A 24,571-nucleotide genomic window follows, 5' to 3' on the forward strand; every position below is an offset into this window, starting at 1 on the left:
ATGCAAGGGACCGGTGTCATCGACAAATTCCTCGAGACCTTTACCCGCTATATTGATGGAGGTTTCGGCCTGCTCGGCGGGGAAGTTGCCTTCATCGCAACCACGCTGATCGTCATCGATATTGTGCTGGCCGCGCTGTTCTGGTCCTGGGGTGGCGACGAGGACATCATCGCCCGCCTCGTCAAGAAGACGCTCTTCGTCGGCGTCTTCGCCTGGATCATCGGCAACTGGAACAAGTTGGCGAAGATCGTCTTCGAAAGCTTCGCAGGTCTCGGCCTGAAAGCCTCCGGAACCGGTTTTTCCGTCGATGACCTGATGCGGCCCGGCAAGGTCGCGCAGACCGGCCTCGATGCCGGCCGCCCGCTGCTCGAATCCATCTCCGATCTGATGGGCTGGGTCTCGTTCTTCGAGAACTTCATCCAGATCGCCTGCCTGCTGTTCGCCTGGGCGCTGATCCTGCTCGCTTTCTTCATCCTTGCCGTCCAGCTCTTCGTGACACTGATCGAGTTCAAGCTGACCACGCTTGCCGGTTTCGTGCTGATCCCTTTCGGCCTGTTCGGTAAATCCGCCTTCATGGCGGAGCGCGTCCTTGGCAACGTGATTTCGTCCGGCATCAAGGTGCTGGTGCTGGCCGTCATCATCGGCATCGGCTCGACGTTATTCTCCGAGTTCACGCGTGGCTTTGGCGGCAACGCGCCGACCATCGATGACGCCATGGCGATCGTGCTCGCGGCCCTGTCTCTGCTCGGCCTCGGCATTTTCGGACCCGGTATCGCCAACGGCCTCGTCTCCGGTGGACCCCAGCTTGGTGCGGGTTCTGCCGTGGGTGCCGGGCTGGCTGCAGGTGGAATGGCCGTGGTCGGAGGTGCGGCAATCGGCGCAGCTGCCACCGGCGCGGGTGCGCTTGCGGGCGGTGCCGCCGCCGCCGCGGCGCGTGGCGGTGCAACGCTCGCCGGTGGCGCCTCTGCCGCCTACAGCCTGGGCGCCGCGCCCGGTTCCAGCGCATCCGGTGTCGCCAATGGTCTCGGCGGTGTCGCGAGCGCCGGCGCCCAGGCGGCGGTCTCTCCCCTCAAGCGCGCTGCCTCAAAAGCCGCCGACAGCGTCAAGGCCAGCTATCGCGCCGGCGCTCGCTCGGCGTTCGAGGCAACCGGCGGCTCGGTCACCGGTAACGGCGATGAGACCGATACATCCGCGCCATCGGCCACTGCCGCGTCCTCCGCTCCATCGACGCCCCCTGCCTGGGCAAAGCGCATGCAGCGTTCCCAGAAAATGTCCCACGGCGTCCAGACCGCCGCCCAAGCGGTCAAATCCGGCGACAGCCACGGCGGCGGCTCCTCCGTCAACCTCTCCGAAAGCGACAAGCCATGAGTTTTTTCTCACGACCATCCACCCATTACGGCAAGTCACCCGAGCCTGAAACACCATACCAGCGCGCCGCCCAGGCCTGGGATGAACGCATCGGGTCCGCCCGCGTGCAGGCGAAGAACTGGCGATTGATGGCCTTCGGCTCATTGCTTCTGTCGACGGGCCTGTCAGCGGGCCTCGTCTGGCAGTCGCTGAACGGCTCGGTCGTTCCCTGGGTCGTGCAGGTCGACAAGCTCGGACAGGCGCAGGCGATCGCACCGGCAACGGCCGACTATCGCCCGGACGATCCCCAGATCGCCTTCCAGCTCGCCCGTTTCGTCGAGGAAGTGCGCTCCATTCCATCCGACGCGGTGATCGTGCGGCAGAATTGGCTGCGGGCCTATGACTTCACGACGCAGGGCGGTGCCGTAGCACTCAACGACTATGCCCGCGCCAACGACCCCTTCACCAAGGTCGGCAAAACGCAGGTCGCCGTCGACGTCTCCTCTGTCATTCGCGCTTCGCCCGAAAGCTTCCGCGTCGCCTGGACCGAGCGCACCTATCAGGACGGCGCGCTCGCCAGCACCGCGCGCTGGTCGGCCATCCTCACCGTGGTGGTGCAGCCGCCGCGCGATGCCGAAAAACTCCGGGCCAATCCGCTCGGAATCTATGTCAACGCTATCAACTGGTCGAAGGAACTTGGACAATGATGCCAGTCTTCCACACAGCCGCCACCATGAATGGTGGAAGACCGGCTTTCTTCAATCCCGCGAAACCGGCTTTCCGGAGAGCCGCGCTCGCGCTCGCGCTGCTGTCCTCCACGCATCTGGCCGGCTGCGCCTCCATGAACAAGCCGCCTGAGATCAGCTATGATGATCCGGTTGCCGCCATGCAGCTTGCCGACCCGGCGGCGCCCGTGCGCGTCGTCGAACTCCCCAAGCCGCTGCCGCTTCCCGGCCAGTTGAAGCCGGTCGACAGCAGCAAACAGCGGCCTGAAGCCAAGGATCCGACCGCGCGCGTCAACCAGGCCAATGAGCAGGCGCGCGTCCAGCCGGTGCGCGACGGCTTCATCAATTCCATGCAGGTCTATCCGTTCACGGCCGGCGCGCTCTATCAGGTTTATGCCGCCGTCGGGCAGATCACCGACATCGCGCTCCAGCCCGGCGAAACGCTGGTCGGCTCCGGCCCTGTCGCCGCCGGCGACACCGTGCGCTGGATCATCGGTGATACCGAAAGCGGATCGGGTGCTGCAAAACAGGTGCATATCCTCGTCAAGCCGACCCGCACCGATTTGATAACCAATCTCGTCATCAACACCAATCTGCGCACCTATCACATGGAGTTGCGCTCGACCGAGAGGACCTATATGGCATCGGTTTCCTGGCAGTATCCGCAGGACCAGCTTATCGCGCTCAGGCGCCAGAATGCCGAGGCGCTGGCTGCCCAGCCGATCTCGACTGGCGTCGATCTGTCCAAGGTGAATTTCCGCTACGACGTTTCGGGCGACCGTGCGCCCTGGCGACCGCTTCGCGCGTTCGATGACGGAAAACAGGTCTATATCGAGTTCCCGAGGGGGATCGGGCAAGGCGAAATGCCGCCGCTCTTCGTCGTCGGACCGGAGGGCGATACGTCCGAACTGGTGAACTACCGGGTGCGGGGCAACTACATGATCGTGGACAGGTTGTTTGCCGCCGCCGAACTCAAATTCGGAGCGGACAGAAACCAGAAGCGCGTCCGCATCGCCCGCACAGATGGGCGCACGTCATGACGGCCGGTTCCGATACACAAAAGGGAGCCGTCTTCGAGGACGAAGCTCTGCCTCTCACTGGCGAGCCTGTCTCTTCGATGCGTCTGCGTCCCGCTCCGCCGCGCGTCACGCGTTTGTCACGCCGCGTGTTGGTAACACTCGGCGTGATCACGTCGGCCGGTCTGAGCGCCGCATTGATCTATGCCCTTCAGCTCAACATCAAGGGTGGTGGCCAGGAACTCTATAATACGGACAACCGCACCACGCCGGATGGTCTGGCGGGGCTGCCGAAGGATTATACCGGCGTGCCGAAGCTTGGCCCGGCGCTTCCGGGCGATCTCGGTCGTCCGATCCTCAACCCGGTGACGCCGGAAGCGAAGCCGGAGGTCGATCCCGACGAGCAGAGGCGCAAGCAGGAAATGGAGGCGGCGCGGCTGGCGAAGCTGTTTGCGCCTACAGAGACCAGACCGGTGACACAGGGTACGCCACCGGCTTCCGCAGCAACGACTCCAGCGCCTTTGAGTGATTTGGCAAGCCTCGGTCTCGGTCCGCAGCCTTCGACACTTACGGCGCAGGATCGACAGCTCGCCTTCCTGAATCAGATGCCGGACAAGCGCACGGTTTCTTCCGATCGCGTTATCGCGCCAGCGTCAGCGAACGTCCTTCAGGCCGGAGCGGTAATTGCTGCTGCGCTGATCACAGGCATCCGTTCCGATCTGCCCGGCCAGATCACAGCCCAGGTCACGGAGAATGTCTATGACAGCCCGACGGGCAGAGTCCTGCTGATCCCGCAGGGCACTCGCGTCGTCGGTCAGTATGATAGCGGAGTTGGTTTCGGTCAGCGCCGGATCCTGCTGGTCTGGAATCGGCTGATCTTTCCAAATGGGCGTTCAATCGTTCTGGAGCGTCAGCCGGGAGCCGATGCGGAAGGCTATGCTGGCCTCGAGGACGGTGTCGACTATCATTGGGGCGAGCTGTTCAAGGCCGCAGTTCTTTCGACCCTGCTGGGCGTCGGCACGCAGCTCGGTTCATCGAACGAAGAAAGCGAGATCTTGCGCGCGCTACGGCAGGGAGCGGCCGACAGCGTCAACGATGCCGGTCAAAAGGTGCTCAGCCGCCAGCTTGACATCGCTCCGACGCTGGCGATCCGTCCCGGCTTCCCAGTGCGTGTCCTCGTCACGCGCGATCTCGTTCTCGAACCCTATGGAGGCTGATATGGCCAAGCTGAAACTCGGGCCGATCGCTGACGACAAGCCGGTGAAGGTGACGGTGGAATTGCCGGCCAGCCTGCATCGCGATCTCAGGGCCTATGCCAATATTCTCGCGCGGGAAGCCGGCCAGACCGGTACCGATCCTGTCAGGTTGATTGTTCCCATGCTGGAGCGGTTTATCGCCACCGACCGCGCGTTCTCGAAGATGCGGCGGTCGGTGGAGCCTGCCTTGGATTAGACGGCATCAAAGGCTGGTTTAGTGTACGTGTTGCTCTGACTCGTGTTGCTTGAGCAGCCGTCGAAGGGTCTGGGCATGCACACCATAGTGTCCCGCCACGTCATCGACGCGCCAACCATCCATTTCGATGAGTCGACGCGCTTCAATATAGTCCTTCTCGGTGAGCGATATCGGCCGCCCGATGTGCTTACCTTGCGCTCGGGCGGCTGCCATACCGGCGCGGGTGCGCTCGCTGATCAGGCTTCTCTCGAATTCCGCGAGGGCCGCCATGATGTGAAAGACCAAGCGCCCGCCCGACGAACACGTGTCGATATTCTCGTTAAGGGAGCGGAAGCGAATGTCTCGCTGCCCAAGGTCGTCAATCAAGTTGATCAGATTGATAAGCGAGCGCCCGAGGCGATCGAGTCGCCAAACCACCAGTTCGTGTCCGGGGCGCAAAAATGCCATGGCTTCATCAAGGCCCGGTCTATGGGCTTGCAACCCCGAAATTCCCTGATCCGTGAAAATGCGTACGCAACCGACCTGCTTCAATGCGCTCAATTGCAGGTCGAGATTTTGCTCCTCCGTTGACACCCGAGCATACCCCACTCTTTTCATAACTCGCCTCCAGAGGTGGGAGGCGAGTCAGTTCAAGGCACATGGGAACACGACAGAACAATAGTGAGAATTGAACAGATTGCCCCCCGCCTCAACTCAATTTACTGATCGATCCCGACGCTTCTGGTTGATTTCCACGCCTCTGTCGTTATTTCGTGTACTAAGTTTCTTTAGATTTATGCTGCCGGCTGTTTTAAATCACAGCATCAAACCTAGCTTATATTGTTACGGTTTTACCTGAAAAATCAAGGCTTGATCGCACAAGGCGCTGCGGCAAATCACCTCCTGACAAAGCATCAGCAGGGGGTACTGTGCACCGTTGACACAACGTTTTGAAAGTTAGCCAGACTCGTTGGCGTTCACCATCGATGGGCTGTTTTCCGAAGGGGCGGCCGCAGCACTCCGTGTCGGCATCAGCGCTGCAATGGATGGTTGTCTTGCCGCATCATCCGCCGCAATGTCTGCGAATGGACTTGGAAGATTTGAGCGACATCATCGACACGTAGGCCCTCTTGTTCGATGAGACGTCGTGCCTCGCTGTAATCGTCCTGGCTAAGCGCAAACGGTCTCCCTACGCGCTTCCCTTGGGCTCGCGCGGCCGCCATCCCTGCTCGCGTGCGCTCGCTTATGAGAGATCGTTCGAATTCGGCAAGTGCCGCCATCATATGGAATACTAACCTGCCTCCAGACGACGCTGTGTCGATGTTTTCGTTGAGCGATTGGAAACGAATGCTGCGGCTCCCCAAATCGTCGAGGAGCGTGATCAGGTTGATGAGCGAGCGGCCGAGCCGGTCAAGTCGCCACACCACCAGCTGCTGGCCGGAAACTAGATGCGCCAGGGCTTGATCAAGACCGGGGCGCTGGGCTTGCTGTCCCGAGACGCCATGATCCATAAAAACCTTCCTGCATCCTGCATCTTTCAGTGCGCGCACCTGCAAATCCAAGTTTTGTTCTTCCGTTGATACACGGGCATATCCAATCTTTAGCATCGTTCGCCTCGAGGAGCGGCGATGAAAACTCACGAAAAACCCAAGGGCCAGAGACGTTAGCCGCCTCGTTCAGCAAGGTTCGCCTCTCCGTTTGTGTTGACTAAAACCGGTCCCTTTCGTTGCTCGCAGCTCGCATTCTCGCGGCCATTGAAAATACTTACAAAATTCGTGCCCCTTGACGGCCACGTTCCTTGTTTATGCTTAGATACACAAGGGACCCCTTATGCGCAGAACGCCGCATGATTCTGTCGAAGAATCAGTGGAGCAGCAGGGGGCGCCGCGTCCTGAGGCTGTTGTCCTGGCCGGTGCCGCGGCGGTTTCTGGCGGGGTTGTCGGATTTTTCCTGGCTGGGGAGATCAGGCTCGCTGTCGGCGTATTTGCCGCTGCGCTTCTCGGTCTTTTGGCCGGCTGGTGGGCGCACGGCGTATCGGCGAAGCTGTTGAAGGGTGGCGCCGAATGACGGTCGGTGTGCTTTTCTCTTCGCCGGCGCACTGGGAGAGCGGCTCCGCACCCGCGCTCTGCATCTTCGTCCGCAACTATTTCGACGTCGCCGCTGCCTGCGGGCGGCGTGCTGCCGATGCGGCGATGGCGGAGTTGCGTCTTCGTGCCCAAGCGGCTCTTGGCGATGAGCGTATCGACGTTGAATGCGATGGAGCCCATTTAAGGATCTCTCCCGACAGTGGTTCGGGATTGACTGAACTTCGCGGCCGCAGTGAAGCGCTGCTGGTCGCGCTGGGGCGTGATCCTGCCGTCATCGACGGCGATTCAATTCTCCTCGCCTTGTCAGTGGCCAATGAAGATGCGCCGGCCCCGCCGGACGGTTGTTATTTGCTCGCAAGCGAGTCTGCTCGCTGCACCTTTCTTTCCTTGATGAAGGATGCCGTCTCGGCCTTCGAGGCAATGAATGATGGCCGTCTCGCCCTTGCTTTCCAGCCCGTTCGCGCCGCCGATGGCGAGGACCTCCTCTATTGGGAAGCTCTTGCGCGTGTTGTTCCGGCTGACAGTCGGCGGGAGGTGGTGTCTCCGGGGCAATTTGTGCCCGCTATTGAGGCGCTCGGGCTGTCGCGCCTGTTCGACCGTTTCGTCGTTCTGAAAACCATAGAAACGCTCCGCGCCAATCCCTGCGGGCGGATCGGCTGCAATGTTTCCGCTCAGAGCGTTGTCGATGACGAGTACTGGGTTTCCGTTCTCGATGAGCTTGCCGCCGCGCCGGAAGTGGCCGCGCGACTCGTGATTGAAATTACGGAAACTGCTCTCCTTGCCGACATGGAGGTGGCGCAGCGTCTTGTCGCGCGGCTCAAGCATCTGGGTTGCCAGGTTGCGCTCGATGACTTCGGTGCCGGTCATAGTTCAATTGCGCAGAGCCTCGCACTGCGGCCGGATATCATCAAGATCGATCGCCTCTTTCTGCGGGAAGCCGTGGGGCAAGTCTTCGGCGGTGAACTTCTCGTCGGCCTCGTTGATCTCTGCAATTGCCTGGCGGGTCAGGTCGTCGTCGAAGGGATCGAAGACGAGCGCGATCTCGTTTTCGCCCACCGGGCGGGTGCGCGTTGGGTTCAGGGATATCATGTCGCCGCGCCCTCAATCGCGCGGCCGTTTGCGCAAGCGGAGGCGCAGCTCGACCTCACTGCCCGACAGGCCTCTTATGGCGGAGGTCTGCACCTATGATGCCAGGTTTTTCGTCAAGCTGGCGTGTGGTGCAGGGGACTTCCGTCGTGAGGGCGGATGTCTCGCTTGAGAGGCTCGCGCAAAGATCTGCCGCGCAATCGGTTTCCAACTCGCGTCGATTGATCGACAGGTTATCCTGTATCCAGCCGCTCAATGCCGAGACCGACACGCCCTGGTCCCAACTTCACCACTGCCGGACATGTGCAAAAGAGATCGTCACAAGCCTGGAGTTCGGGCGTTCACCGGAGACGAGCGGTGAAGCGCTCCGTGTCTACGAGACGGCGCTGATCGCCGGCTTCGACGACATCTTTTTCTTCCCATCTGCTGATGAGGTCGGCGCGTATCGCCGAACGGAAATCGAAGACATTGGAGGGATCGCCTGGCGGCACGGCTCGGTGATCCGGCAGTGGTGGGCCAGCTACGCAAGGCTCGTCGATGCCTGGTTCGGAGGGCGCTCCTCATGAGGATGCACCTTCGCCAGCTCGTCCAACGCAACACTGATCCCGCAGCGCGGCGCGCTAGGGCGGAATTACTGTCGCATGAACGGGATCTGCTTTTGTCGCGGCGCTTACGCTTCTTTTCGTACGCAGTGATCGCCATGACGTTGGTGCTTGTGGTGGTCCTGCTCTCGTCCTGCCTGTTCACGGTCGTTGCTGATCTCCTGGTCATCTGGGTCGTTGGATTCTGGGTGCTGTCGGGCCTGCGTGTCGTCTTCGGAAAGCTGTCGCAAGAGACCTTGTCTGGTCTTAAAATGGTGGAACTGCGATCCGTCTCCGGAGTCTTCTGCGGTGCAGTGGCCGGCTTCGCAGCGGTTGCCGGTAGCTTCGGAATCGCTGGTGTGCCGTTCGCAAGCGGCATCGTGCTTGTGGTGTCACTGGTCTCAACGGCGCTCGTGCTTCTGGCAGGCGCGCCATGACAACACATCAAATCTTCGGGAAAAGTCGCGGCAAAGCCGGGCGGGAGAACCCCTTGCGGGTATTCAAGCCGTTCGGAAAACGCGGCTCCGTCGAGGCGGCCGCGACCGAGCACCCCTTGCAGGCAGCGCATTCGGTCGCAGATTTTGCATCTGTTGCAAGGACGCGCCTCACCGCCATCTGCCGCGATCTCGCAAATCTCTATTATGACCCATCGCGCTCCTATGAGGAGCCGGTCTGCCGGATGGCTGAGACCGTCGATCCACGATTGCTGGTCGGTCACCATGCGGTGGTTCGGATCGATGACTCACGAGGCGTTTTCATCCTGTCGGTTGAAGGACGGTCCGGCGCGGTCACGGTAGAGACAGCCAGCGACGAACTCCTGCTCGATCACATCATCTGCCATCTTGCGCTGGATCGCGGCAGACATCTGTCGAACACGGCGCATGGGCTCGTCGCCCAATTGGTCGGTCATACGCTGGATGATGTCGAACGCAGCCTGATCCTGGCGACACTGCGGCAGCATCATTTCAATCGGACGCACACGGCCGAGGTGCTCGGTGTGTCGGTGCGGACAGTCCGCAACAAGATCAGAGGTTACCGCGAGCAGGGCGGCGAAGGCGAACCACAGACCGGCGTCTTTCATTTGCCGCGCCAGCCGCGACGCGAGTGAGGCGCTGCAGGCTAAGCCGCAGACACCGGACAATTTCCAATTCTCACAGTCTGCCGCGGAGGCGTCGGCGGACTCAGACAACAAAACGAGGGTAGTATCATGACGGGGGCAACGGGGCGTGCGCGCAGCAATTCATCGCAGGCACAGGGTAAGACAGTGGAAGGGAATGTCGCGCAACGATGCGGCAGACGCTCCCTGCTTTTGCCTCTCCTTCTTATTTCGACGACGGCGCTAACGGCGCCGGCGCTTAGCGCCAGTGTTAATTGGAGCGGCGGCACCAGTGCGGACTGGTTCGTGGCGGGCAACTGGTCGGGCAGTGCGGTGCCGACCGCCTCGGATACGGTTACCATCGACAACAGTTCGAACAATCCGGTGATCGGCGCTGCGGGTGCGGTCGCCAGCATTGTTTCCCTTGGCTCGACCGCCACGACTTCCACGCTGACGATCCAGAACGGCGGAACTTTGTCCACGGTCTCTGGATACGATGCGGTTGGTGATGCCGCCGGATCGACCGGCACGGTCAGTGTCGCCGGCACCGGCAGTACCTGGGCTAATAGCTACGGTATTCTCCTCGGCACGTATGGCACCGGCGCGGTCAACGTCTCCGGTGGCGGCGCTGTGACCAGTGGCGATCTGCATCTGGGCCGCATGGCTTCCGGCGAAGGCACGGCGACGATCGATGGCGTTGCGTCGTCCTGGACGGCGACGGGTCCGGTGAATGTGGGCTACAGCGGTATCGTCACCTGACGCTGTCCAATGGCGGCGCGGCCAATTTCGGCGCGTTCCAGGTGGCCATGAATACGGGGGCTTCGGGCGATGTCTCGGTTCTGAGCGGGGCGCGGCTAAGCACAATCGGCTCGACCAGCTATATCGGCAATCAGGCGAACACCAACGGTACCGTGACTGTATCGGGGACCGGCTCGCAATGGATCAGCGATCGTCACGTCTATGTCGGGCTTTCGGGAACGGGCTCGCTGACGCTTTCCGATCACGGCTCGGCCAGCTTCGCTTCTATGGATATCGGTGCGAATAACGGAGCGTCCGGCACGGTTCTGGTCCAGAGCGGCGGTTCGCTTGCTGTCACCGGTCTGGTCACGGCAGCGAATTCGGCAGGAGCCATCGGCAATATGACTGTCACCGGCAGCGGCTCCTCGCTGACGGCTGACACTTTGTCCCTTGGGTATCTCGGTGCCACGACCTTTGCGGTCAGCGACGGAGCAACCGTCACGGCGGCTAGTCTCGATGCTGCTGGAGGCAGCGGCGGTACAGCACACATCAGCATTTCCGGCGGCGGTAGCAAGCTGACGGCAACGAACAGCATGATGCTCGGGGCCGGCACAGGATCGACTGGCACGCTCTCCATCCAGAATGGCGCGACGCTCGAAACGGTCGCGGGAGGCCTATACCTGAAGGGCGGTAGCGTCACTACGGTAGCGGGCGCTGATTCCATGATACTGGTCGGGACACAGCATCCGGGAACGCCTGATAGTTGGGTCACTGCGGACGGCTGGTTCAGCCTTGAGGACGCAACCGCCACCGTTTCGAACGGTGCGCGCCTGGAGGCGGACGGCATTTATGTCGAAGGCGCGGCAGCGGGTTCCGCATCGCTGACGGTGACCGGCGCCGGAACGGTGATGGATGGGCACCTGCTGATCTATGTCGGCGGCAACGGTAACGGTACGGCCGGCAACGGAGCACTAACGCTATCGGACGGTGCTACGGCCACGGCCTCGGTCATCGCTGTTGGCGTCGACACCGGCACCACCGGCACCATGCTGCTCACAGGGACAGGTACGTCCCTTTCCACGATCGCTCACGCTACGTTCCTCGGCAATGTCTATGCCGGTTCTTACGGCAACGGCATCATTGTAGTGCAGGACGGCGCGTCACTCACTGCGGCCAACGAATTGCGGATCGCCTATAACGCCGGTTCGGCGGGCGAGCTCGCCATCGGCGCCAAGGCAGGGGATACTGCGGTGGCGGCCGGCGGCGTCAGTGCGGCGCACGGCATCGTCTTCGGCGCCGGCACGGGCAAGCTCACCTTCAATCACACGTTGTCGAACTATGAGCTGGGCTCCGGGGTTTCGGGCAACGGAACGATTGGCATCCTCGCTGGTACGACCATTCTGACGGGAGATTCATCTGGCTTCACCGGCACGACCGCGATTGCATCTGGCGCGACCTTGCAGATCGGTAACGGCGGATCGGTCGGCACCTTTGCTGGCGATATCGCCAATGACGGAGCGCTAATCTTCAGCCGAGCCGACGGTTCGGCTTTTGACGGGGTGATCTCGGGCACCGGCACGCTCACCAAGGCGGGATCGGGCAAGCTCCTGCTTTCCGGCAGCAGCGGTTCCTTCACGGGCACGACCTCGGTGACCGGTGGTACGCTGTCGGTGAACGGGACGCTGGGCAATGCATCGAGCACGGTCTCGGTCAGCAATGGCGGTGTGCTTGGCGGCTCGGGCACGATCGGCGGTTCGGTGTCGATCACCGATGGCGTACTGGCGCCCGGCAACAGCCCCGGCACGCTGACGATCAACGGCAACCTGGCTTTGGCGGCGAATTCGACGCTGAACTACGAACTGGGCCAGGCCGGTGTCGTCGGTGGCAGCCTGAACGATCACACCATCGTCCACGGCAATCTGACGCTGGACGGCACGCTCAACGTCACGCAGTCGGCGGGCGGCACCTATGGGGCGGGCATCTACCGGATCATCAGCTATGACGGGACCCTGACCGACAATGGGTTGGTGGTCGGGACGGCGCCGAACGGGTCGGTGAACTATGTCCAGACCTCGGTCGCAAATCAGGTCAACCTGATCAACACGCAGGGCCTGACGCTGCGCTTCTGGGATGGCGGCGCCGGCATCAAGAACAACAGCGCGATCGAAGGCGGTTCCGGCACCTGGACTCGGGCGGCCAGCGGCGCTAGCAGCGACAACTGGACCTTGGCCGATGGTACGCTCAATGCGCCCTATACCAACGGCGCCTTCGCGGTGTTCGGCGGAACCGCCGGCACGGTGACGGTCGACAACACCGCCGGTCAGGTACAGGTGTCGGGCCTGCAGTTTGCGACCGATGGCTATGTCGTCACCGGTGGTGCGGTCGAACTGCTCTCTGGCTCCAACACGGTACGCGTCGGCGACGGCACTGCCGGCAGCAGCGCCATGACCGCGACCATCGGCTCGGTGCTGACCGGCTCGGGCGGTCTCGACAAGACCGATCTCGGCACGCTGGTTCTGATCGCCGACAACACCTACAGCGGCGGAACGACGATCTCGAGTGGCACCCTACGCATTGGCAATGGCGGCTCGACCGGTTTGATCGCCGGCAACGTTGTCAACAACGGTGACTTCGCCTTCTACCGCAGCGCCGACCTGACCTTCGCCGGTGATATCTCCGGCACGGGCCGGTTCGGGATCGGCGGCGGCATGACCCTGACGCTGACAGGCAACAACACCTTCAGCGGCGGCACCTGGATGCAGGGCAGCACGCTGAAGATCGGTAATGGTGGAACGACAGGTTCGATCACTGGCAATATCGCGACCGATTATCTGGGAGCAGGAGCCGGCCATCTGGTCTTCGACCGGTCCGATGCGATCACCTTCGCCGGCATCATCTCCGGTTCGGGCGATGTGAAGCAGGCCGGTTCGGGCAATCTCACGCTTTCTGGCGTCAACACCTACACCGGCGGCACGACGATCGCGTCGGGCACGCTGACCGGTTCGGCCACCAGCTTCGGCACGGGCGGTATCGCCAACAATGCCGCTCTGGTCCTCGATCAGGCGACCAATGCCAGTTTCGCCAGCAGCATCACCGGCGCGGGTTCACTCACCAAGACTGGTGCGGGCGTCCTGGAACTGACGGGGAACTCCTCGTCCTTCACGGGTGCGACGACGCTGTCGCAGGGCGGTCTGAAGGTGAATGGCTCGCTCGCCGGATCGGTGGTGACGGCCGGGACGGGAGCGTTGCTGTCTGGTTCTGGCACGGTCGGTGGGATCGTGGCGCAGGCCGGTTCGATGGTTTCTCCGGGCAACAGCCCCGGCACGCTGACGGTGGCTGGGAACTACAGCCAGGCTTCAGGTTCGACCTATGCGGCCGAGCTGGTGCCGGGCAGCAGCACGTCGGACCTGATCGCGGTGACGGGGACGGCAACGCTTGCCAGCGGCGCTGTGCTCAATGTCTCGAAGTATGGCTCGACCGCTCCTTACGCGCTCAATGCCCATTACACGGTGTTGACCGCGACCGGTGGGGTGACCGGCACCTATGTGGTGACCGGCGACACGACGGTATCGGCCTTCTACTCGCTGGTGGCCGGCTATGATGGCAACAGCGTCTATCTCGATGCAAAGCAGACGCGTTCCTTTGCCAGTGCGGCCACGACACCGAACCAGATCGCGGTCGCGGGCGGACTGCAAAGTCTTCCCGCTGGCAATGCCCTGCGCACAGCGCTCTCGGGCATCCAGACCGATGCGGAGGCGCGCTCGGCTTTCAACCAGCTCTCGGGCGAGGTTCATTCCTCGATCAAGGGAGCGATGGTCGAGGATAGCCGCTTCGTGCGCAGCGCCGCCATCGATCGCATCCGCGCGGCTTTCGAGACAGTCGGCGCTCCGTCAATGGCCTCGGCCAGCTACGGTATCGACGGCCTGACCTTCTGGTCGAACGGCTACGGAGCCTGGGGCAATGTCGATGGTGACGGCAATGCCGCCGCCATGAGCCACAATGTCGGCGGCTTTGTCGCCGGCGCCGACGCTCCGGTCTTCGATACCTGGCGCCTCGGTGTGCTCGCCGGCTATGGTCGCTCCACCTACGGCGTGAACGAGCGTGGTTCGTCGGGCAATGCCGACAGCTATACGGTCGGCGCCTATGGCGGCACGCAGGTCGGTAGTCTCGGTCTGCGCTTCGGCACGGCCTATAGCTGGAACGACGTGACCACCAGCCGGGGTGTCGGCTTCACCGGCTTCTCGGACCGGCTGACGGCCAAATACGATGCCGGCCTGTTCCAGGCCTTCGGCGAGGCCGGTTATCGCATCGATGTCGGTTCGGTATCGTTCGAACCCTTCGCCGGCCTCGCGCATGTGAGCCTCAGAACGGGCGGCTTCACCGAACAGGGCGGTCTTGCTGCGCTGACGGCGAGAGGCGGCTCGACCGACGTCACCTTCTCGACGCTGGGCCTGCGTGCGGCGACCGACTTCGCGGTCGGCGACTATACGCTGACCGCCACCGGCTCTGTCGCCTGGCGGCACGCTCTCGGCGACACCACGCCAGCCAGCACCTTTACACTCGCAGGCTCCGATCCCTTCGGCATCGCCGGCCTGCCCATCGCACAGGATGCGGCTCTTGTCGATGTGGGCCTGTCCACCAAACTCAATCCGAATATCTCGCTCGGCATCTCCTATACCGGCCAGTTCGCCAACGGGATGCAGAGCCAGGGCCTTCGTGGAAACCTCAACGTGAAGTTCTGAAAACAGACGTTCTGCGCCGTCACCCTGATCGTGGTGACGGCGACCAGGAACAAGGGGAGCGCTCATGGGATCAAGCACCGCCATCCCGCCAAAGGGGAACAATTTCGGAGAGCCGGCATCGTCTACCTGTCTTTCTGCCGCTGCGCGGATCATCGCTGCTTACGTGGCCTGCAACCACGTACCGCATGCCGATCTGCCCCAGTTGATCGTCGACACTCACACTACGCTGCTAAAGCTGTTCGCGGTCAAAGCGGGGTCTGTCGTGGAGAGCGAGTTGACACTTCCGAAGCCGGCGGTCCCGATCAAGTCCTCCGTGACGAAGGATGTCATCATCTGCCTTGAGGACGGTAAGCCCTTCAAGTCGCTGCGTCGGCACCTCAAGGCCAGTTACAACCTGACACCCGACGAATACCGCCAGAAATGGGGTTTACCTTCCGACTATCCGATGACGGCGCCGGGCTATTCCATCATGCGCTCCAGGCTTGCCAAGACGAATGGGCTTGGCCGGAAGGCGAAAAGGAAACCGTCCTGATATCGGACCGGGAGCATGAGTGGATATCGAGATTCGTGATTTCAAGTGGACAATTGCCGTCTCCGAGCATCGCAGCATGCGTCAGGCCGCAATCGCCCTGGGCGTACGGCAGTCCATCCTGAGCCGTCGCATCAAGACGCTGGAAACCAGGCTCGGCGTTGTCTTGTTCGAGCGCGACCGGTCCGGGACACGCCCGACGCCTGAGGGCCTCGAATTCCTCGCGGTCGCCCGCCGTGTTCGCGACGACACCGAAACTCTGGCCCGAAAGCTCAAAAGTAAGAGTGTCCGTCATCGCCTGAGCTTAACGATCGGGATGCAGGCCTCCCCCTCCACGGGTCACATGCCCATTCTGCTCGCCGAGTTCATGCGCCGTTTCCCGACCATCGATCTGCGTGTCGTCGATGGTGACAGCTCCCATCTTCTCGAGCGTGTGCGCGGCGGCAATCTGGACATTGCCATCGTCACAGGGGCCTCCGCGCCCTGGCCGGATCGGTGGCTCGGCCTCTGGTCCGAACGCATCGTCGCTGCGCTCCCGGCAGAACACCCGCTAGCCATGCGTTCTACCATCGGCTGGCGTGATCTCGTCTCGACGCCGATCCTTTTGCCGGAGGAAGGACCTGGTCCGGAATTGCATCAGCGGCTTTGCGATCGTCTGAGCCTCTATCCACTCCCGTCCGTTATCTATCATGCGGCTGCTCTAGACCGCATCCTCACGCTCGTCCGTAGTGGCTTCGGCGTGCTTCTCATGCTCGAGGGTGCGACCGGCGTCCATTGCGACGGCGTCGTCTATCGCGAGATCCGCGACGATGGCCGCTGCGAGCGATTAGACTTCTTCGCCTGCTGGTCTCCCTCGAACCGCAAGACAGCGCTCAAGAGCTTTCTCGAGACATTACGCTCTCAGTTTCCGGATTTGTCACCGCAGGAGTCCGCCGTTTCGTGAGCGGTTGACGCGCGGTCGAACAGAACTGCGCCTCTACTGCGTTCTATCCGTCTGTTTCTTCTTCGTCGCCACGGCGCTATGACGCTAAATACTTGTTGCGAAGAGCCTTTTTAGCCATCAACTAATCATCCCCGAAGAACACGCGGCACGAGGCCGGTTCAAGGGGACAACACCATGCTCAATCGCCACCAAGCACTCCGAACGCTTCGGAAAGGCTGCATTCCATCCATCTTCATTTTGTCTGCGGGCCTCGTCGTGCCGGCCGCCGCCAACAATTACGGCGAAAGCTATGGTTGGCAGTTCAGGACCACCGCTGACCGCGTCAATCAGGCGGTCATTCTCGACCTCCTGGAGAAACGGCGCTCCGGCTACTACAACGCGCCGAGCTACACCACCAATATCGGTCGCCAGTACAATTGCGGCGTTACGGCAAACGCAACGGGCAACTCCGACAGTCAGACCGCGCTCGCCAACTCGCCGTCCGTCACCGGCGCGTCCTCGGTGGCGACGGGCAACGATGCCACGACGCTTCTCAATGGCGGCAAAAGCCAGGCAGCGCAGGGCAATTCCGGCGCGGTCTCCTCCCATATCGTTGGCGGCACCTCGGCTTCAGTGCATGGGGCGGCCGATCAGGCGTTGAACTCGTCACAGACTAACAGCGGTTCGCAAGCGGCCAGTATCGCTGGCAGCGCAGGCTGCACGTTTGGAGACGGCCAATGATGCGGCGTGTCCTCTCAGTTCGCGCTGTGGCCGCGCTTCTTCTGACCACAGGTCTCACCGCCTGCGCGTCCGTTCAGACGGAGCGTGTCGCCATCGGGGAGGCTTCACAGCCGGTGGGCCCCGCCGCGCGTGACAACCGCACGCCCATGGATCCCGTTTTTGCATGCTACCGTGGCGGGTTGGCCGGAAAGGGAAAGGCGCCGGTGATCGGTGTCGGTGACGTTAAGGATTATACCGGCAAGTTCTCCAATGTCGAAGGCAACGCCATCACCCAGGGCGGTGCCCTGATGGTCTATTCGGCGCTCGGCAAATTGGGCGGCCGTGTGCGTCTCGCAGAACGTTTCGATCCGTCCGTGGCGGAGCGCGAGCTGATCTACACCGACAAGCGCCAGCTCGGCGACGGAGAGACGCACAGGCTGCCGGGTAAAGCCGGCGAGCCGGTGAAGTGGATGCCGTATTTTGGCGGGTCGATCATCGGCTCGGACTATTTCATCATCGGCGGCATCACCGAGCTCAACTACAATCTTCACTCCGGCGGCGCCGAGATCGGCATGAACAATGTCGGACCCAAGGCGCGTACCTTTACCCAGTCGGTCGCTGTCGACCTGCGTATCGTCGATACGCGCTCGCTGATCGTTCAAAAGACCATCAGCCTCACCAAGCAATATGTCGGCTACGAGATCGGTGTCGGCACGTTCCGCTTTTTCGGGTCAGACCTCTTCGACATCAATCTAGGCGCGAAGGGCCAGGAGCCGCTGCAGCTCGGCATCCGCGCCACGCTCGAAGAGGCGACCCTGCGACTGGTTGGTTCGGTTTTGAAGACTGACCCGGAAGCCTGCCTCGCCCGAAAGCAGCCTGGTAGTTCGCCCGGACAGGCCGGGTTGGTGATCGCTGCGAACAGCCCGTCGACAGTTACGCCGCGAAATCTCGATCTCCCGCCTACGCGTTACTCGCCTCCGTGATCGCATCCTCCCGACCGACCTCCAACCATTTTGCACCCAGAAGGAGCCCTTCATGTCTAAGCCTCTCTCCCGAAATGCCCTGTTGATGTCCGGCACAGCCGCGCTCGCTCTTCTCGCTGCCGCCACTGCGGTGACAGCCGCGGACATCAGCGCGACGGGCCATCAGAACCTGATCAACGAGCAGATGGTGTCCTCACCCGCCATCCACGCGCTGATCGACAATTCCGGCGCCGGCGGCGTCATCGTCAACGGCGGATCGCTTCTGTCGTCAGACGCTCGGATCACGGCTGGCGACCGGCGCGCCACCGCCATCGGCAATACCGGGCAGCAGATGATGACGATCGAACGCAATGCGATCGACGTAGTCCAGCCCACGACATCCGGCGAATATCCCTATTACGAGGTCGTCGGGCCGGTTGCTTACACGGCTGACGGCAGCGTCTTTGTGAATGGCGCATTCAACATCGCCAGCACGCAGACGCTCGGCGTCGGTTCCATCCTTGCCGAAGGTATCCTGCCGGTTCTGACCGTCGGCGTCGCGGACGACGTCCTGGACGCGATGATCGGCGTCGATGCCAATGCTTTTGCGGCCACTGCGCTCGGCAACGACGTGTCGAACAGTCTCGCTCTGAAGGCGACCCACATCGCGACCGTCGCGGGTATCAACAATCACCAGATGAGCGAAGCCGGTACCGATGCCCGGTTCGGGACTGCGGCCGCACCCGGCGGAGCGGTCGTCACCATCGGCGGTTCCCTGTCGAACGGCAGGGTGTCGATCCTGAACAACACTGTCGAGGCCATGACAGTCGGCAATCGCGCCAGTAATGAACTCGCGGTTGAAACGGCGACCCTTGTGCATGGCGGCACCGGCTATGGCGCCACGGCGGGCGAGTTGACTGAAGGTATCGGTGCAAGCGGCACCTTCGTCATCGCCAACATGCAGCGCTTCGATGTCGGTGGCCGCGATGGTGTGGCGGGGCCGGGCATGTCTGCCACCGCCGATGGCCGCTACGCCTTCTCGGTCGGAACCTCGCTGAGCGATGCGGCCGTTTCGATCGATCGCAACAGCCAGACGGCTCGGATCTTCGGCAACGCAGCAACCAATGCACTGACCGTCTCGGCCGCGACCATCGACGGAGGCTACGAGATTCCCTACGTCGCGACAGCACTGTCCTCGTCCCAGACCGCAAGCGGCGATCTGAAGGCGCAGTCGCATCTCGGTCTCGTAACGCCCGCCATCGCAAACCGGGCTACCCTGTCGGTGTCGGGCAACGAGAATGGCGCAGTGGCGCGCATGAACGACGTCGGCAATACGCTGGTCATTGAGGCCGCGACGATCGCAGGCGGAGTTTATGCCGGCGTCTGGGGCGGAGCCGCCTATGGCGACCATGTCATCTTCAATGATCAGAGCGCCAGCGGCTCGGTCGATGCGCTGGCCGAAAGCAGTCTTGGCGGAACCGCAAATGCTGGTGCGATCGAGGCTTCGACCTACATCCTGAACTCCAATCGGACCGCATCGGAGGCGACGGCCAACCGTACCGCCAATGATCTCACCGTGAAATCCGCCGGTGCGCTCGGAGCAGGGGTTACCCTCGGCAATCACCAGTCCAACCAGGCCACGGTTCAATCGTCCTCGATCACGGTCCTCAATCTTGCAAGTGGCGGTGCACTGGGCTCGTCGATCACGGTCGGCGGCAACACCGCAACCGCGCTCGCACGTGGCAATGCCGTCGAGAACCGGATGACGATCTCCTCCGGGATCGGCGCTGGCGGCGAGGGTAGTCCCGATGTTCCGATGCTGATGAGTGCCAGCTATTCCACGCCGGCAACCGCCATGCTGTCGAATGTCCAGGATAACCAGGGGAGCGTCACCGCGCGGACGATCGGTAGCGGATCGCAGATTGCCCTTAACTGCGACTGCACGGACAGCACGCGCCTTGGTGTTGCCGGAAACAGCGCGAATGCCGCGGCCTACGGCAACACGGCTCTCAACGCGGCATCCGTCAGCGGCGGCGCTGCTCCGCATCTTGTGATGGTCAACAACCGCCAGACGAATAACGGCGCCGTGACGGCCACCGTGGTCGATGCAACACCGGCGATCGCAACCGCAGGCCTTCATACCGGCAACCTCTTGATTGGCGGGAATGCTGCCGCGGCTATGGCCATCGGCAACCACGCCCTGAATTCGATCGGCACCCGCTGATCGTCCATGATCGGAGGCGTCGCCGCGCCGCACTCCCCCGGCGCCTTCCGATGGAGCCGCCATGCCCCGCCTCGGCATGGCGGCTCTTCCTGTTTCCCTGTTCGGTTGAGCCGCCTCGATTGCAGGCACATGATTTTATGTGATATGCTCATTAAATCATGGGTGGATGGCGCTGTGAAATACGACGACTTCATCGCCGAATTGAATAAGGCGGGGCTGACCGTCCGGCGCTTTGCGGAACTTATGGGTATGAAGCCGAACTCGGTGTCCAATAACAAGAAAAGCGGTGAGATCCCCGTACATCTGGCCGTGATCGCCAGCCTCCTTGCCGAGATGACCAGCCGAAACATCGATTACGCGCCCATCTTCGAAAAGCTCGAGCCGGCAAGGAAGAAGCCTCGTGGTGCCGCGCGGGCCGGCAAATTTGCCGGCGACCCGCAAGGGGTGCTGGAGTTGGACGAATGACCGCTCAGCCACATCGCGCAGCTGTAATGTTCTTGATTTGTTCTTGTTTGTGCGGTACATGGTGCTGCTTCGGCGGGGTTGGGGAGGTGAGGCATGGCGAATAGCTTCGCTTCGCATTGGCGAGAGGCTCTCGCACTCGATCGCCGGACTGCGCCTGAATTTTACACCTCTCCATCCGATGTGGAGCAGGGGCCGCATGCCGATGCGATCCGCTTTGCGCTTTCGGATCTCGGACTTGCCGCTGTCTTTTGTATCGAGGGCGTTCCGACGATCGGGTTTCTGAGCGACCCGGACGCCTCGCTGGCACGTATCGATGAACTTCATCGAATACTCTGGAACCAGGGTCTGATGAGCCTTCTGCTCGTCCTGAAGGATGATGAGCTTGTCGCCTATTCCCTCGTCCAGAGACCCTTCCAGCGCGAGGAGGGCCAGCGGAGCGATCCCCGTCTGATTACGACGCTGTCGCTCCTGTCAGACGCGTTGAAACTTCGTGAGTTGATCGATTCCACGGAATCAGGGCGCTTCTGGTTCGAGAACGACCAATATTTCGACCCGGACAATCGCGTCGATAGTGTTCTGCTGTCAAACCTGCTGGAAGCGTTCCGCGATATGCGCGGCGACCTCGGCGGGGAAGCCGCTCAGGCGCTGCTGATGCAGACGATGTTCATCGCCTATCTGGAAGATCGAAAGATCATTAAGGAGGCCGTGTTTCAGGATGCGTCCGACAAGACCTGCTCCAGTCTGGGAGAAATGCTGGAAGCGGACTCGCCTGTCTATTTCGAAACGCTGTTCGTCTGGTTGAAGGAAGCCTTCAACGGCAACCTGTTCAACGCACCCTGCGCCTTCGAGACAGGGGATGCTACGCCTCCCAGGCTCGCAGTGCGACACCTGCGGACGCTGGCACGTTTCCGGCACGGGCGGGAGGAAATGGCGTCCGGTCAGCTTCGCCTCTGGGGTTACGATTTCCGGTATATGTCGATCGGCCTCATCAGTGCCGTCTATGATCGTTTCCTGAAGGAAGAGGCCGAGAAAAAGAGCGCGGATGGCGCCTTTTATACGCCGATGTTTCTGGCGGACGTCGTCGTCAATCAGCTCTGGGACGATCTATCCGACGAGCAGCGGGCCAAGGGCGTGTTCTGCGATCCGGCATGCGGGTCGGGGATTTTTCTCGTGCGGTTGTTCCAGCGCCTTGTGGCGCATCATTGCCGAGCGAAAAGCAAGCGCCATGCGACTTGGAACGAACTGAAATCGATTGCGCGGCGTTTGCACGGTGGTGACATCAATCCCTCGGCTGTTCGCGTCGCAGCCTTCTCGCTCTACATCGCGCTGCTGGAGCAATCCAATCCACCCGATCTGCCGGCGCTGCTGAAGGCAGGAAAGCTCTTGCCGTCCCTCTACGGCGATACATTGTTGCCAGCCTCCGATTTCTTTGGAGCAATGGACGTTCCAAGCTTCGATGCCGTCATCGGGAATCCCCCTTGGAATGGACGGAGCGGTGAGGTCACGACGGCTCAGAAATGGGCAAAGGCAAATGGCTACCCTGACCCTGAAAAGGACATCGCATGGGGGTTTGTCTGGAAGGCTTTGAAGGTCGTCAAGCCCGATGGGCTCGTTGCGTTCCTGCTGCCGGCGATGGGCGTTCTGCACAATACATCACAAAAAACGCAGGACGCGCGGCGACGGCTTCTCAGTGAGGCAAGAGTTCACCGGATCATCAACCTGTCGGACCTTTGCTTCCAGTTATTCGATGGCGCCCAACGGCCGACTGCGTTCGTTCTCTACGCGCCGACACAGGGTACGCAATCTCCCTATCGCTTCGAATACTGGGTGCCGAAAGCCGACCTTAATTTACGCCTCAAGCGGATGATGAGCCTGTCGCGTGCGGATCGCCTTCGCTTCCGTTCCGATCTTGTCGGCGAAGATCCCACTTTGTTCAAACGTCGGCTCTGGACGCGTGGTCCGGAGGAAACGCTGCTGCAATATCTGCGTACGATCCCTGCGCTCAACGTATTCGTCAGGGAGTACAAGGAGATCAGCAAAGCCCATGCCGATGTTGATCGCGCAAAGGACTGGATCATTGGTCAAGGGTTCAAGCCCGCTCAGGAGGATCGACTGGGCGATCCTGACTACGACACCACGACGGCAGATGTCGTCACCCTCTTCCCGTTCTTGAATGCCCGCGCTTTTCGACCGATCGCTCTTCCGACCATCGAAACCGCCCCTTGGTCGACATCAACCGTTCATCGTGCCGGGTTTGCCGAAGGTTTTGCCGGCCCCCACATCCTGATTCCCCAGGGTGTCGAACGCTCCATTGGTCGCGTTCGCGCGGCCTATTGCGAGCAACACCTGGTCTTCCAGCATTCGATTCAGGCCATTGCCTTTCCTGAAACGGAAAAGCGTGTCGCGAAAGTGATGACGGCCGTGCTGAACAGCAGTTTGGCAGCCTGGTTCTATTTCCACGATACTGCCAATCTCGGTGCTGATCGCGCCAAGGTGCATCAGGGTGAACTGCTCAAACTTCCGTTCGATGCCGCGCGGAATATGCCTGATCCTGAAAGGGCGGCCGTCGCTGAGGATCAAATTGTCAAGTTGATCGACCGCGAAATCTCGAATGCCAACGAATTGCTCCCCCTGCAATCCGATCCACTCGCTGATATCGACCGCCTGGTCTTCGATTATTACGGTCTCGACGCGCATGAAATCGCGTTGATCGAGGACACCTTCCGATACATCATTCCCGCCATGCAGCCCCGACGCAGCGCGGGACTGCAGAAAATCTGGGCAAACAGCAGATATGAGCATCGGGCCGACTACGCCCACATGCTCTGCGAGGCCCTTGCGCCCAGCTTTCGGAAGCCGATTCAGGCATCGCTCGCTGCCAGGTCCGGCGACGTCGCAATTCTGAAACTGACGATCTCCTCCGAGGATGGAGAGTATCGTGAGCAGGCCTCTTCCGAGGTTGCGCCGTTTCTTCAGTCGATCCAGGCCAATCTGCCGGTGCGCCTGCCGGGAAATGTACAAATGGTGCCGGACCTGCGCTTCGTGATCGGAAGCGACATGTATCTGGTCAAGCCGATGCAGCTTCGCCATTGGCTGCGATCGACGGCATTGGCGGACGCAGAACAGATTGCGGCTGAATTTACGGCCGCCGTGGCCCGCGAGAGTCACGCCGGTGGTCAACATGCTGACCGGTGACCTCAATGCATGGCTCCCGCATTTTCGCGGTCTTGAGGAGCGTGTGGCCGACGCGGTCGAGATGGCCTGGCCCGTCTGTATAGCGCCGCTTCAATCCAAGAAGAATGCAATGACGCACGAGGACAACATCACGGAGCACCTCGTTCAGTCATTGATCCGTACAAAGAAGGTGCCGGGTCGGATCATCTACCAGTATACGTTGTTGGCCGAAGACGCCGCTGGAAACGTCTCTGCACCCAGTAATATCGATTTCGTGCTGACCATTGGTGACGATGAGGATGTCTACCTGGCCTGCGAATGCAAGCGGCTGAATGTCCCTTACAAAACCGGGATACGAGCCCTCGTCGGCGAATATGTCGATGAAGGCCTCGTCCGCTTCGTGAGCGGCCAGTATTCCAACGGCTTGCCGCTCGCGATGATGCTGGGATACGTAATGAATGCGAAAACGGATGTCGCAAGGCGAGGCGTCAAAAGAGTTCTCGCGCTTCGAGCCGCCGGTATCGGGCTCCAATCAGAGTTCGACGCGCCTGTCGCAATGGGCAAGCCCCTCCGGTTCCGAACCACGCATGCCTGCACTCCAGGTCACGTTATCGAGGTGGCCCATACCCTACTCGCTTGGCCATAGACGAAAAATTACTGTCGGCGATCGCTGAGGGTTGGTGAGGCGGCCGTCTTTGGGTCTACTGTCGATATTGAAGCGGCCGG

At 61.5% G+C, this 24,571-nt stretch carries 21 protein-coding genes and 3 pseudogenes; 22 read left to right on the plus strand and 2 right to left on the minus strand.

Translation table 11 applies throughout. From position 1 onward, the window contains the following. Genes trbL through WFK61_RS03540 form a run of 5 tightly spaced genes read left to right on the plus strand, consistent with a single transcriptional unit; the run spans position 1 to position 4,540 of the window. Positions 1 to 1,368, plus strand: coding sequence for a P-type conjugative transfer protein TrbL (gene trbL, locus WFK61_RS03520; protein ID WP_336810153.1), 1,368 nt, complete (start codon positions 1 to 3; stop codon positions 1,366 to 1,368). After that, positions 1,365 to 2,054, plus strand: a complete 690-nt coding sequence (trbF, locus tag WFK61_RS03525; RefSeq protein WP_336810154.1) for a conjugal transfer protein TrbF — start codon at positions 1,365 to 1,367, stop codon at positions 2,052 to 2,054. Before trbL ends, trbF begins: the two co-directional genes overlap by 4 nt. After that, complete coding sequence (gene trbG / locus WFK61_RS03530) at positions 2,051 to 3,112, plus strand: P-type conjugative transfer protein TrbG (protein WP_442896256.1); 1,062 nt, start codon at positions 2,051 to 2,053, stop codon at positions 3,110 to 3,112. The genes trbF and trbG overlap by 4 nt, the downstream gene beginning before the upstream one ends. Next, a complete protein-coding gene (locus WFK61_RS03535; protein ID WP_336810155.1) occupies positions 3,109 to 4,305 on the plus strand; it encodes a TraB/TrbI/VirB10 family type IV secretion system protein in 1,197 nt (398 codons plus the stop codon). The genes trbG and WFK61_RS03535 overlap by 4 nt, the downstream gene beginning before the upstream one ends. Position 4,306: 1 nt before the next feature. Next, positions 4,307 to 4,540: a DUF2274 domain-containing protein gene (locus tag WFK61_RS03540; RefSeq protein ID WP_336810156.1), complete on the plus strand. Its 234-nt coding sequence runs from the start codon at positions 4,307 to 4,309 to the stop codon at positions 4,538 to 4,540. Positions 4,541 to 4,558: 18 nt separating this feature from the next. Here the strand turns inward: WFK61_RS03540 and WFK61_RS03545 are convergent, their stop codons facing one another. After that, positions 4,559 to 5,137 carry a recombinase family protein gene (locus WFK61_RS03545; protein WP_336810157.1) on the minus strand — a complete coding sequence of 193 codons (579 nt, stop codon included), beginning with the start codon at positions 5,135 to 5,137 and terminating at the stop codon, positions 4,559 to 4,561. A 413-nt stretch (positions 5,138 to 5,550) separates the two neighbouring features. Beyond that, positions 5,551 to 6,126 carry a recombinase family protein gene (locus WFK61_RS03550; RefSeq protein ID WP_336810158.1) on the minus strand — a complete coding sequence of 192 codons (576 nt, stop codon included), beginning with the start codon at positions 6,124 to 6,126 and terminating at the stop codon, positions 5,551 to 5,553. Positions 6,127 to 6,349: 223 nt separating this feature from the next. Here WFK61_RS03550 and WFK61_RS03555 point away from each other — a divergent pair, with 223 nt between their 5' ends. The 17 genes and pseudogenes from WFK61_RS03555 to WFK61_RS03625 all read left to right on the plus strand — a co-directional run bounded on the left by WFK61_RS03555 (position 6,350) and on the right by WFK61_RS03625 (position 24,491). After that, the gene (locus WFK61_RS03555; protein WP_336810159.1) at positions 6,350 to 6,586 is read left to right on the plus strand and encodes a hypothetical protein; all 237 of its coding nucleotides are present in this window, start codon (positions 6,350 to 6,352) and stop codon (positions 6,584 to 6,586) included. Further along, complete coding sequence (locus WFK61_RS03560; protein ID WP_336810160.1) at positions 6,583 to 7,794, plus strand: EAL domain-containing protein; 1,212 nt, start codon at positions 6,583 to 6,585, stop codon at positions 7,792 to 7,794. The genes WFK61_RS03555 and WFK61_RS03560 overlap by 4 nt, the downstream gene beginning before the upstream one ends. After that, entirely contained in the window at positions 7,791 to 8,258 is a 468-nt protein-coding gene (locus WFK61_RS03565; RefSeq protein ID WP_336810161.1) for a hypothetical protein, read from the plus strand. Before WFK61_RS03560 ends, WFK61_RS03565 begins: the two co-directional genes overlap by 4 nt. After that, entirely contained in the window at positions 8,255 to 8,710 is a 456-nt protein-coding gene (locus WFK61_RS03570; protein ID WP_336810162.1) for a hypothetical protein, read from the plus strand. Before WFK61_RS03565 ends, WFK61_RS03570 begins: the two co-directional genes overlap by 4 nt. Before the next feature lie 53 nt (positions 8,711 to 8,763). Then, on the plus strand, positions 8,764 to 9,381 hold the full coding sequence (locus WFK61_RS03575) for a helix-turn-helix domain-containing protein (protein WP_336810163.1): 618 nt from the start codon (positions 8,764 to 8,766) through the stop codon (positions 9,379 to 9,381). 99 nt (positions 9,382 to 9,480) lie between these two features. After that, positions 9,481 to 10,128, plus strand: coding sequence for a hypothetical protein (locus WFK61_RS03580; RefSeq protein WP_336810164.1), 648 nt, complete (start codon positions 9,481 to 9,483; stop codon positions 10,126 to 10,128). Positions 10,129 to 10,175: 47 nt separating this feature from the next. Beyond that, a pseudogene (locus WFK61_RS26100) lies at positions 10,176 to 11,771 on the plus strand (beta strand repeat-containing protein); the annotation flags it as partial. Positions 11,772 to 11,864: 93 nt separating this feature from the next. Next, a pseudogene (locus WFK61_RS26105) lies at positions 11,865 to 12,482 on the plus strand (autotransporter outer membrane beta-barrel domain-containing protein); the annotation flags it as partial. 123 nt (positions 12,483 to 12,605) lie between these two features. Continuing rightward, positions 12,606 to 14,849 (plus strand): annotated as a pseudogene (locus WFK61_RS26110) (autotransporter outer membrane beta-barrel domain-containing protein); the annotation flags it as partial. 64 nt (positions 14,850 to 14,913) lie between these two features. After that, entirely contained in the window at positions 14,914 to 15,381 is a 468-nt protein-coding gene (locus tag WFK61_RS03590) for a Ros/MucR family transcriptional regulator (RefSeq protein ID WP_336810165.1), read from the plus strand. A 19-nt stretch (positions 15,382 to 15,400) separates the two neighbouring features. Then, positions 15,401 to 16,321, plus strand: coding sequence for a LysR family transcriptional regulator (locus tag WFK61_RS03595; RefSeq protein WP_336810166.1), 921 nt, complete (start codon positions 15,401 to 15,403; stop codon positions 16,319 to 16,321). 174 nt (positions 16,322 to 16,495) lie between these two features. Beyond that, the gene (locus tag WFK61_RS03600; RefSeq protein WP_336810167.1) at positions 16,496 to 17,041 is read left to right on the plus strand and encodes a hypothetical protein; all 546 of its coding nucleotides are present in this window, start codon (positions 16,496 to 16,498) and stop codon (positions 17,039 to 17,041) included. Then, on the plus strand, positions 17,038 to 18,003 hold the full coding sequence (locus WFK61_RS03605; protein WP_336810168.1) for a CsgG/HfaB family protein: 966 nt from the start codon (positions 17,038 to 17,040) through the stop codon (positions 18,001 to 18,003). Before WFK61_RS03600 ends, WFK61_RS03605 begins: the two co-directional genes overlap by 4 nt. 52 nt (positions 18,004 to 18,055) lie before the next feature. After that, a complete protein-coding gene (locus WFK61_RS03610) occupies positions 18,056 to 20,206 on the plus strand; it encodes a beta strand repeat-containing protein (protein WP_336810169.1) in 2,151 nt (716 codons plus the stop codon). Between the two features lie 174 nt (positions 20,207 to 20,380). Beyond that, the gene (locus tag WFK61_RS03615) at positions 20,381 to 20,671 is read left to right on the plus strand and encodes an XRE family transcriptional regulator (RefSeq protein WP_336810170.1); all 291 of its coding nucleotides are present in this window, start codon (positions 20,381 to 20,383) and stop codon (positions 20,669 to 20,671) included. Between the two features lie 93 nt (positions 20,672 to 20,764). Beyond that, positions 20,765 to 23,866, plus strand: coding sequence for an HsdM family class I SAM-dependent methyltransferase (locus WFK61_RS03620; RefSeq protein ID WP_336810171.1), 3,102 nt, complete (start codon positions 20,765 to 20,767; stop codon positions 23,864 to 23,866). Continuing rightward, positions 23,853 to 24,491: a hypothetical protein gene (locus WFK61_RS03625; protein ID WP_336810172.1), complete on the plus strand. Its 639-nt coding sequence runs from the start codon at positions 23,853 to 23,855 to the stop codon at positions 24,489 to 24,491. Before WFK61_RS03620 ends, WFK61_RS03625 begins: the two co-directional genes overlap by 14 nt. Positions 24,492 to 24,571: the final 80 nt, after the last annotated feature.

This window comes from Allobosea sp. MMO-172, from assembly GCF_037147855.1.
GTDB lineage: Bacteria > Pseudomonadota > Alphaproteobacteria > Rhizobiales > Beijerinckiaceae > Allobosea.

Coding starts and splice junctions, on each gene's coding strand:
- trbL (WP_336810153.1), top strand. CDS start 1: ATGCAAGGGACCGGTGTCATCGACAAATTCCTCGAGACCTTTACCCGC.
- trbF (WP_336810154.1), top strand. CDS start 1,365: ATGAGTTTTTTCTCACGACCATCCACCCATTACGGCAAGTCACCCGAG.
- trbG (WP_442896256.1), top strand. CDS start 2,051: ATGATGCCAGTCTTCCACACAGCCGCCACCATGAATGGTGGAAGACCG.
- WFK61_RS03535 (WP_336810155.1), top strand. CDS start 3,109: ATGACGGCCGGTTCCGATACACAAAAGGGAGCCGTCTTCGAGGACGAA.
- WFK61_RS03540 (WP_336810156.1), top strand. CDS start 4,307: ATGGCCAAGCTGAAACTCGGGCCGATCGCTGACGACAAGCCGGTGAAG.
- WFK61_RS03545 (WP_336810157.1), bottom strand. CDS start 5,137: ATGAAAAGAGTGGGGTATGCTCGGGTGTCAACGGAGGAGCAAAATCTC.
- WFK61_RS03550 (WP_336810158.1), bottom strand. CDS start 6,126: ATGCTAAAGATTGGATATGCCCGTGTATCAACGGAAGAACAAAACTTG.
- WFK61_RS03555 (WP_336810159.1), top strand. CDS start 6,350: ATGCGCAGAACGCCGCATGATTCTGTCGAAGAATCAGTGGAGCAGCAG.
- WFK61_RS03560 (WP_336810160.1), top strand. CDS start 6,583: ATGACGGTCGGTGTGCTTTTCTCTTCGCCGGCGCACTGGGAGAGCGGC.
- WFK61_RS03565 (WP_336810161.1), top strand. CDS start 7,791: ATGATGCCAGGTTTTTCGTCAAGCTGGCGTGTGGTGCAGGGGACTTCC.
- WFK61_RS03570 (WP_336810162.1), top strand. CDS start 8,255: ATGAGGATGCACCTTCGCCAGCTCGTCCAACGCAACACTGATCCCGCA.
- WFK61_RS03580 (WP_336810164.1), top strand. CDS start 9,481: ATGACGGGGGCAACGGGGCGTGCGCGCAGCAATTCATCGCAGGCACAG.
- WFK61_RS03590 (WP_336810165.1), top strand. CDS start 14,914: ATGGGATCAAGCACCGCCATCCCGCCAAAGGGGAACAATTTCGGAGAG.
- WFK61_RS03600 (WP_336810167.1), top strand. CDS start 16,496: ATGCTCAATCGCCACCAAGCACTCCGAACGCTTCGGAAAGGCTGCATT.
- WFK61_RS03605 (WP_336810168.1), top strand. CDS start 17,038: ATGATGCGGCGTGTCCTCTCAGTTCGCGCTGTGGCCGCGCTTCTTCTG.
- WFK61_RS03610 (WP_336810169.1), top strand. CDS start 18,056: ATGTCTAAGCCTCTCTCCCGAAATGCCCTGTTGATGTCCGGCACAGCC.
- WFK61_RS03620 (WP_336810171.1), top strand. CDS start 20,765: ATGGCGAATAGCTTCGCTTCGCATTGGCGAGAGGCTCTCGCACTCGAT.
- WFK61_RS03625 (WP_336810172.1), top strand. CDS start 23,853: ATGCTGACCGGTGACCTCAATGCATGGCTCCCGCATTTTCGCGGTCTT.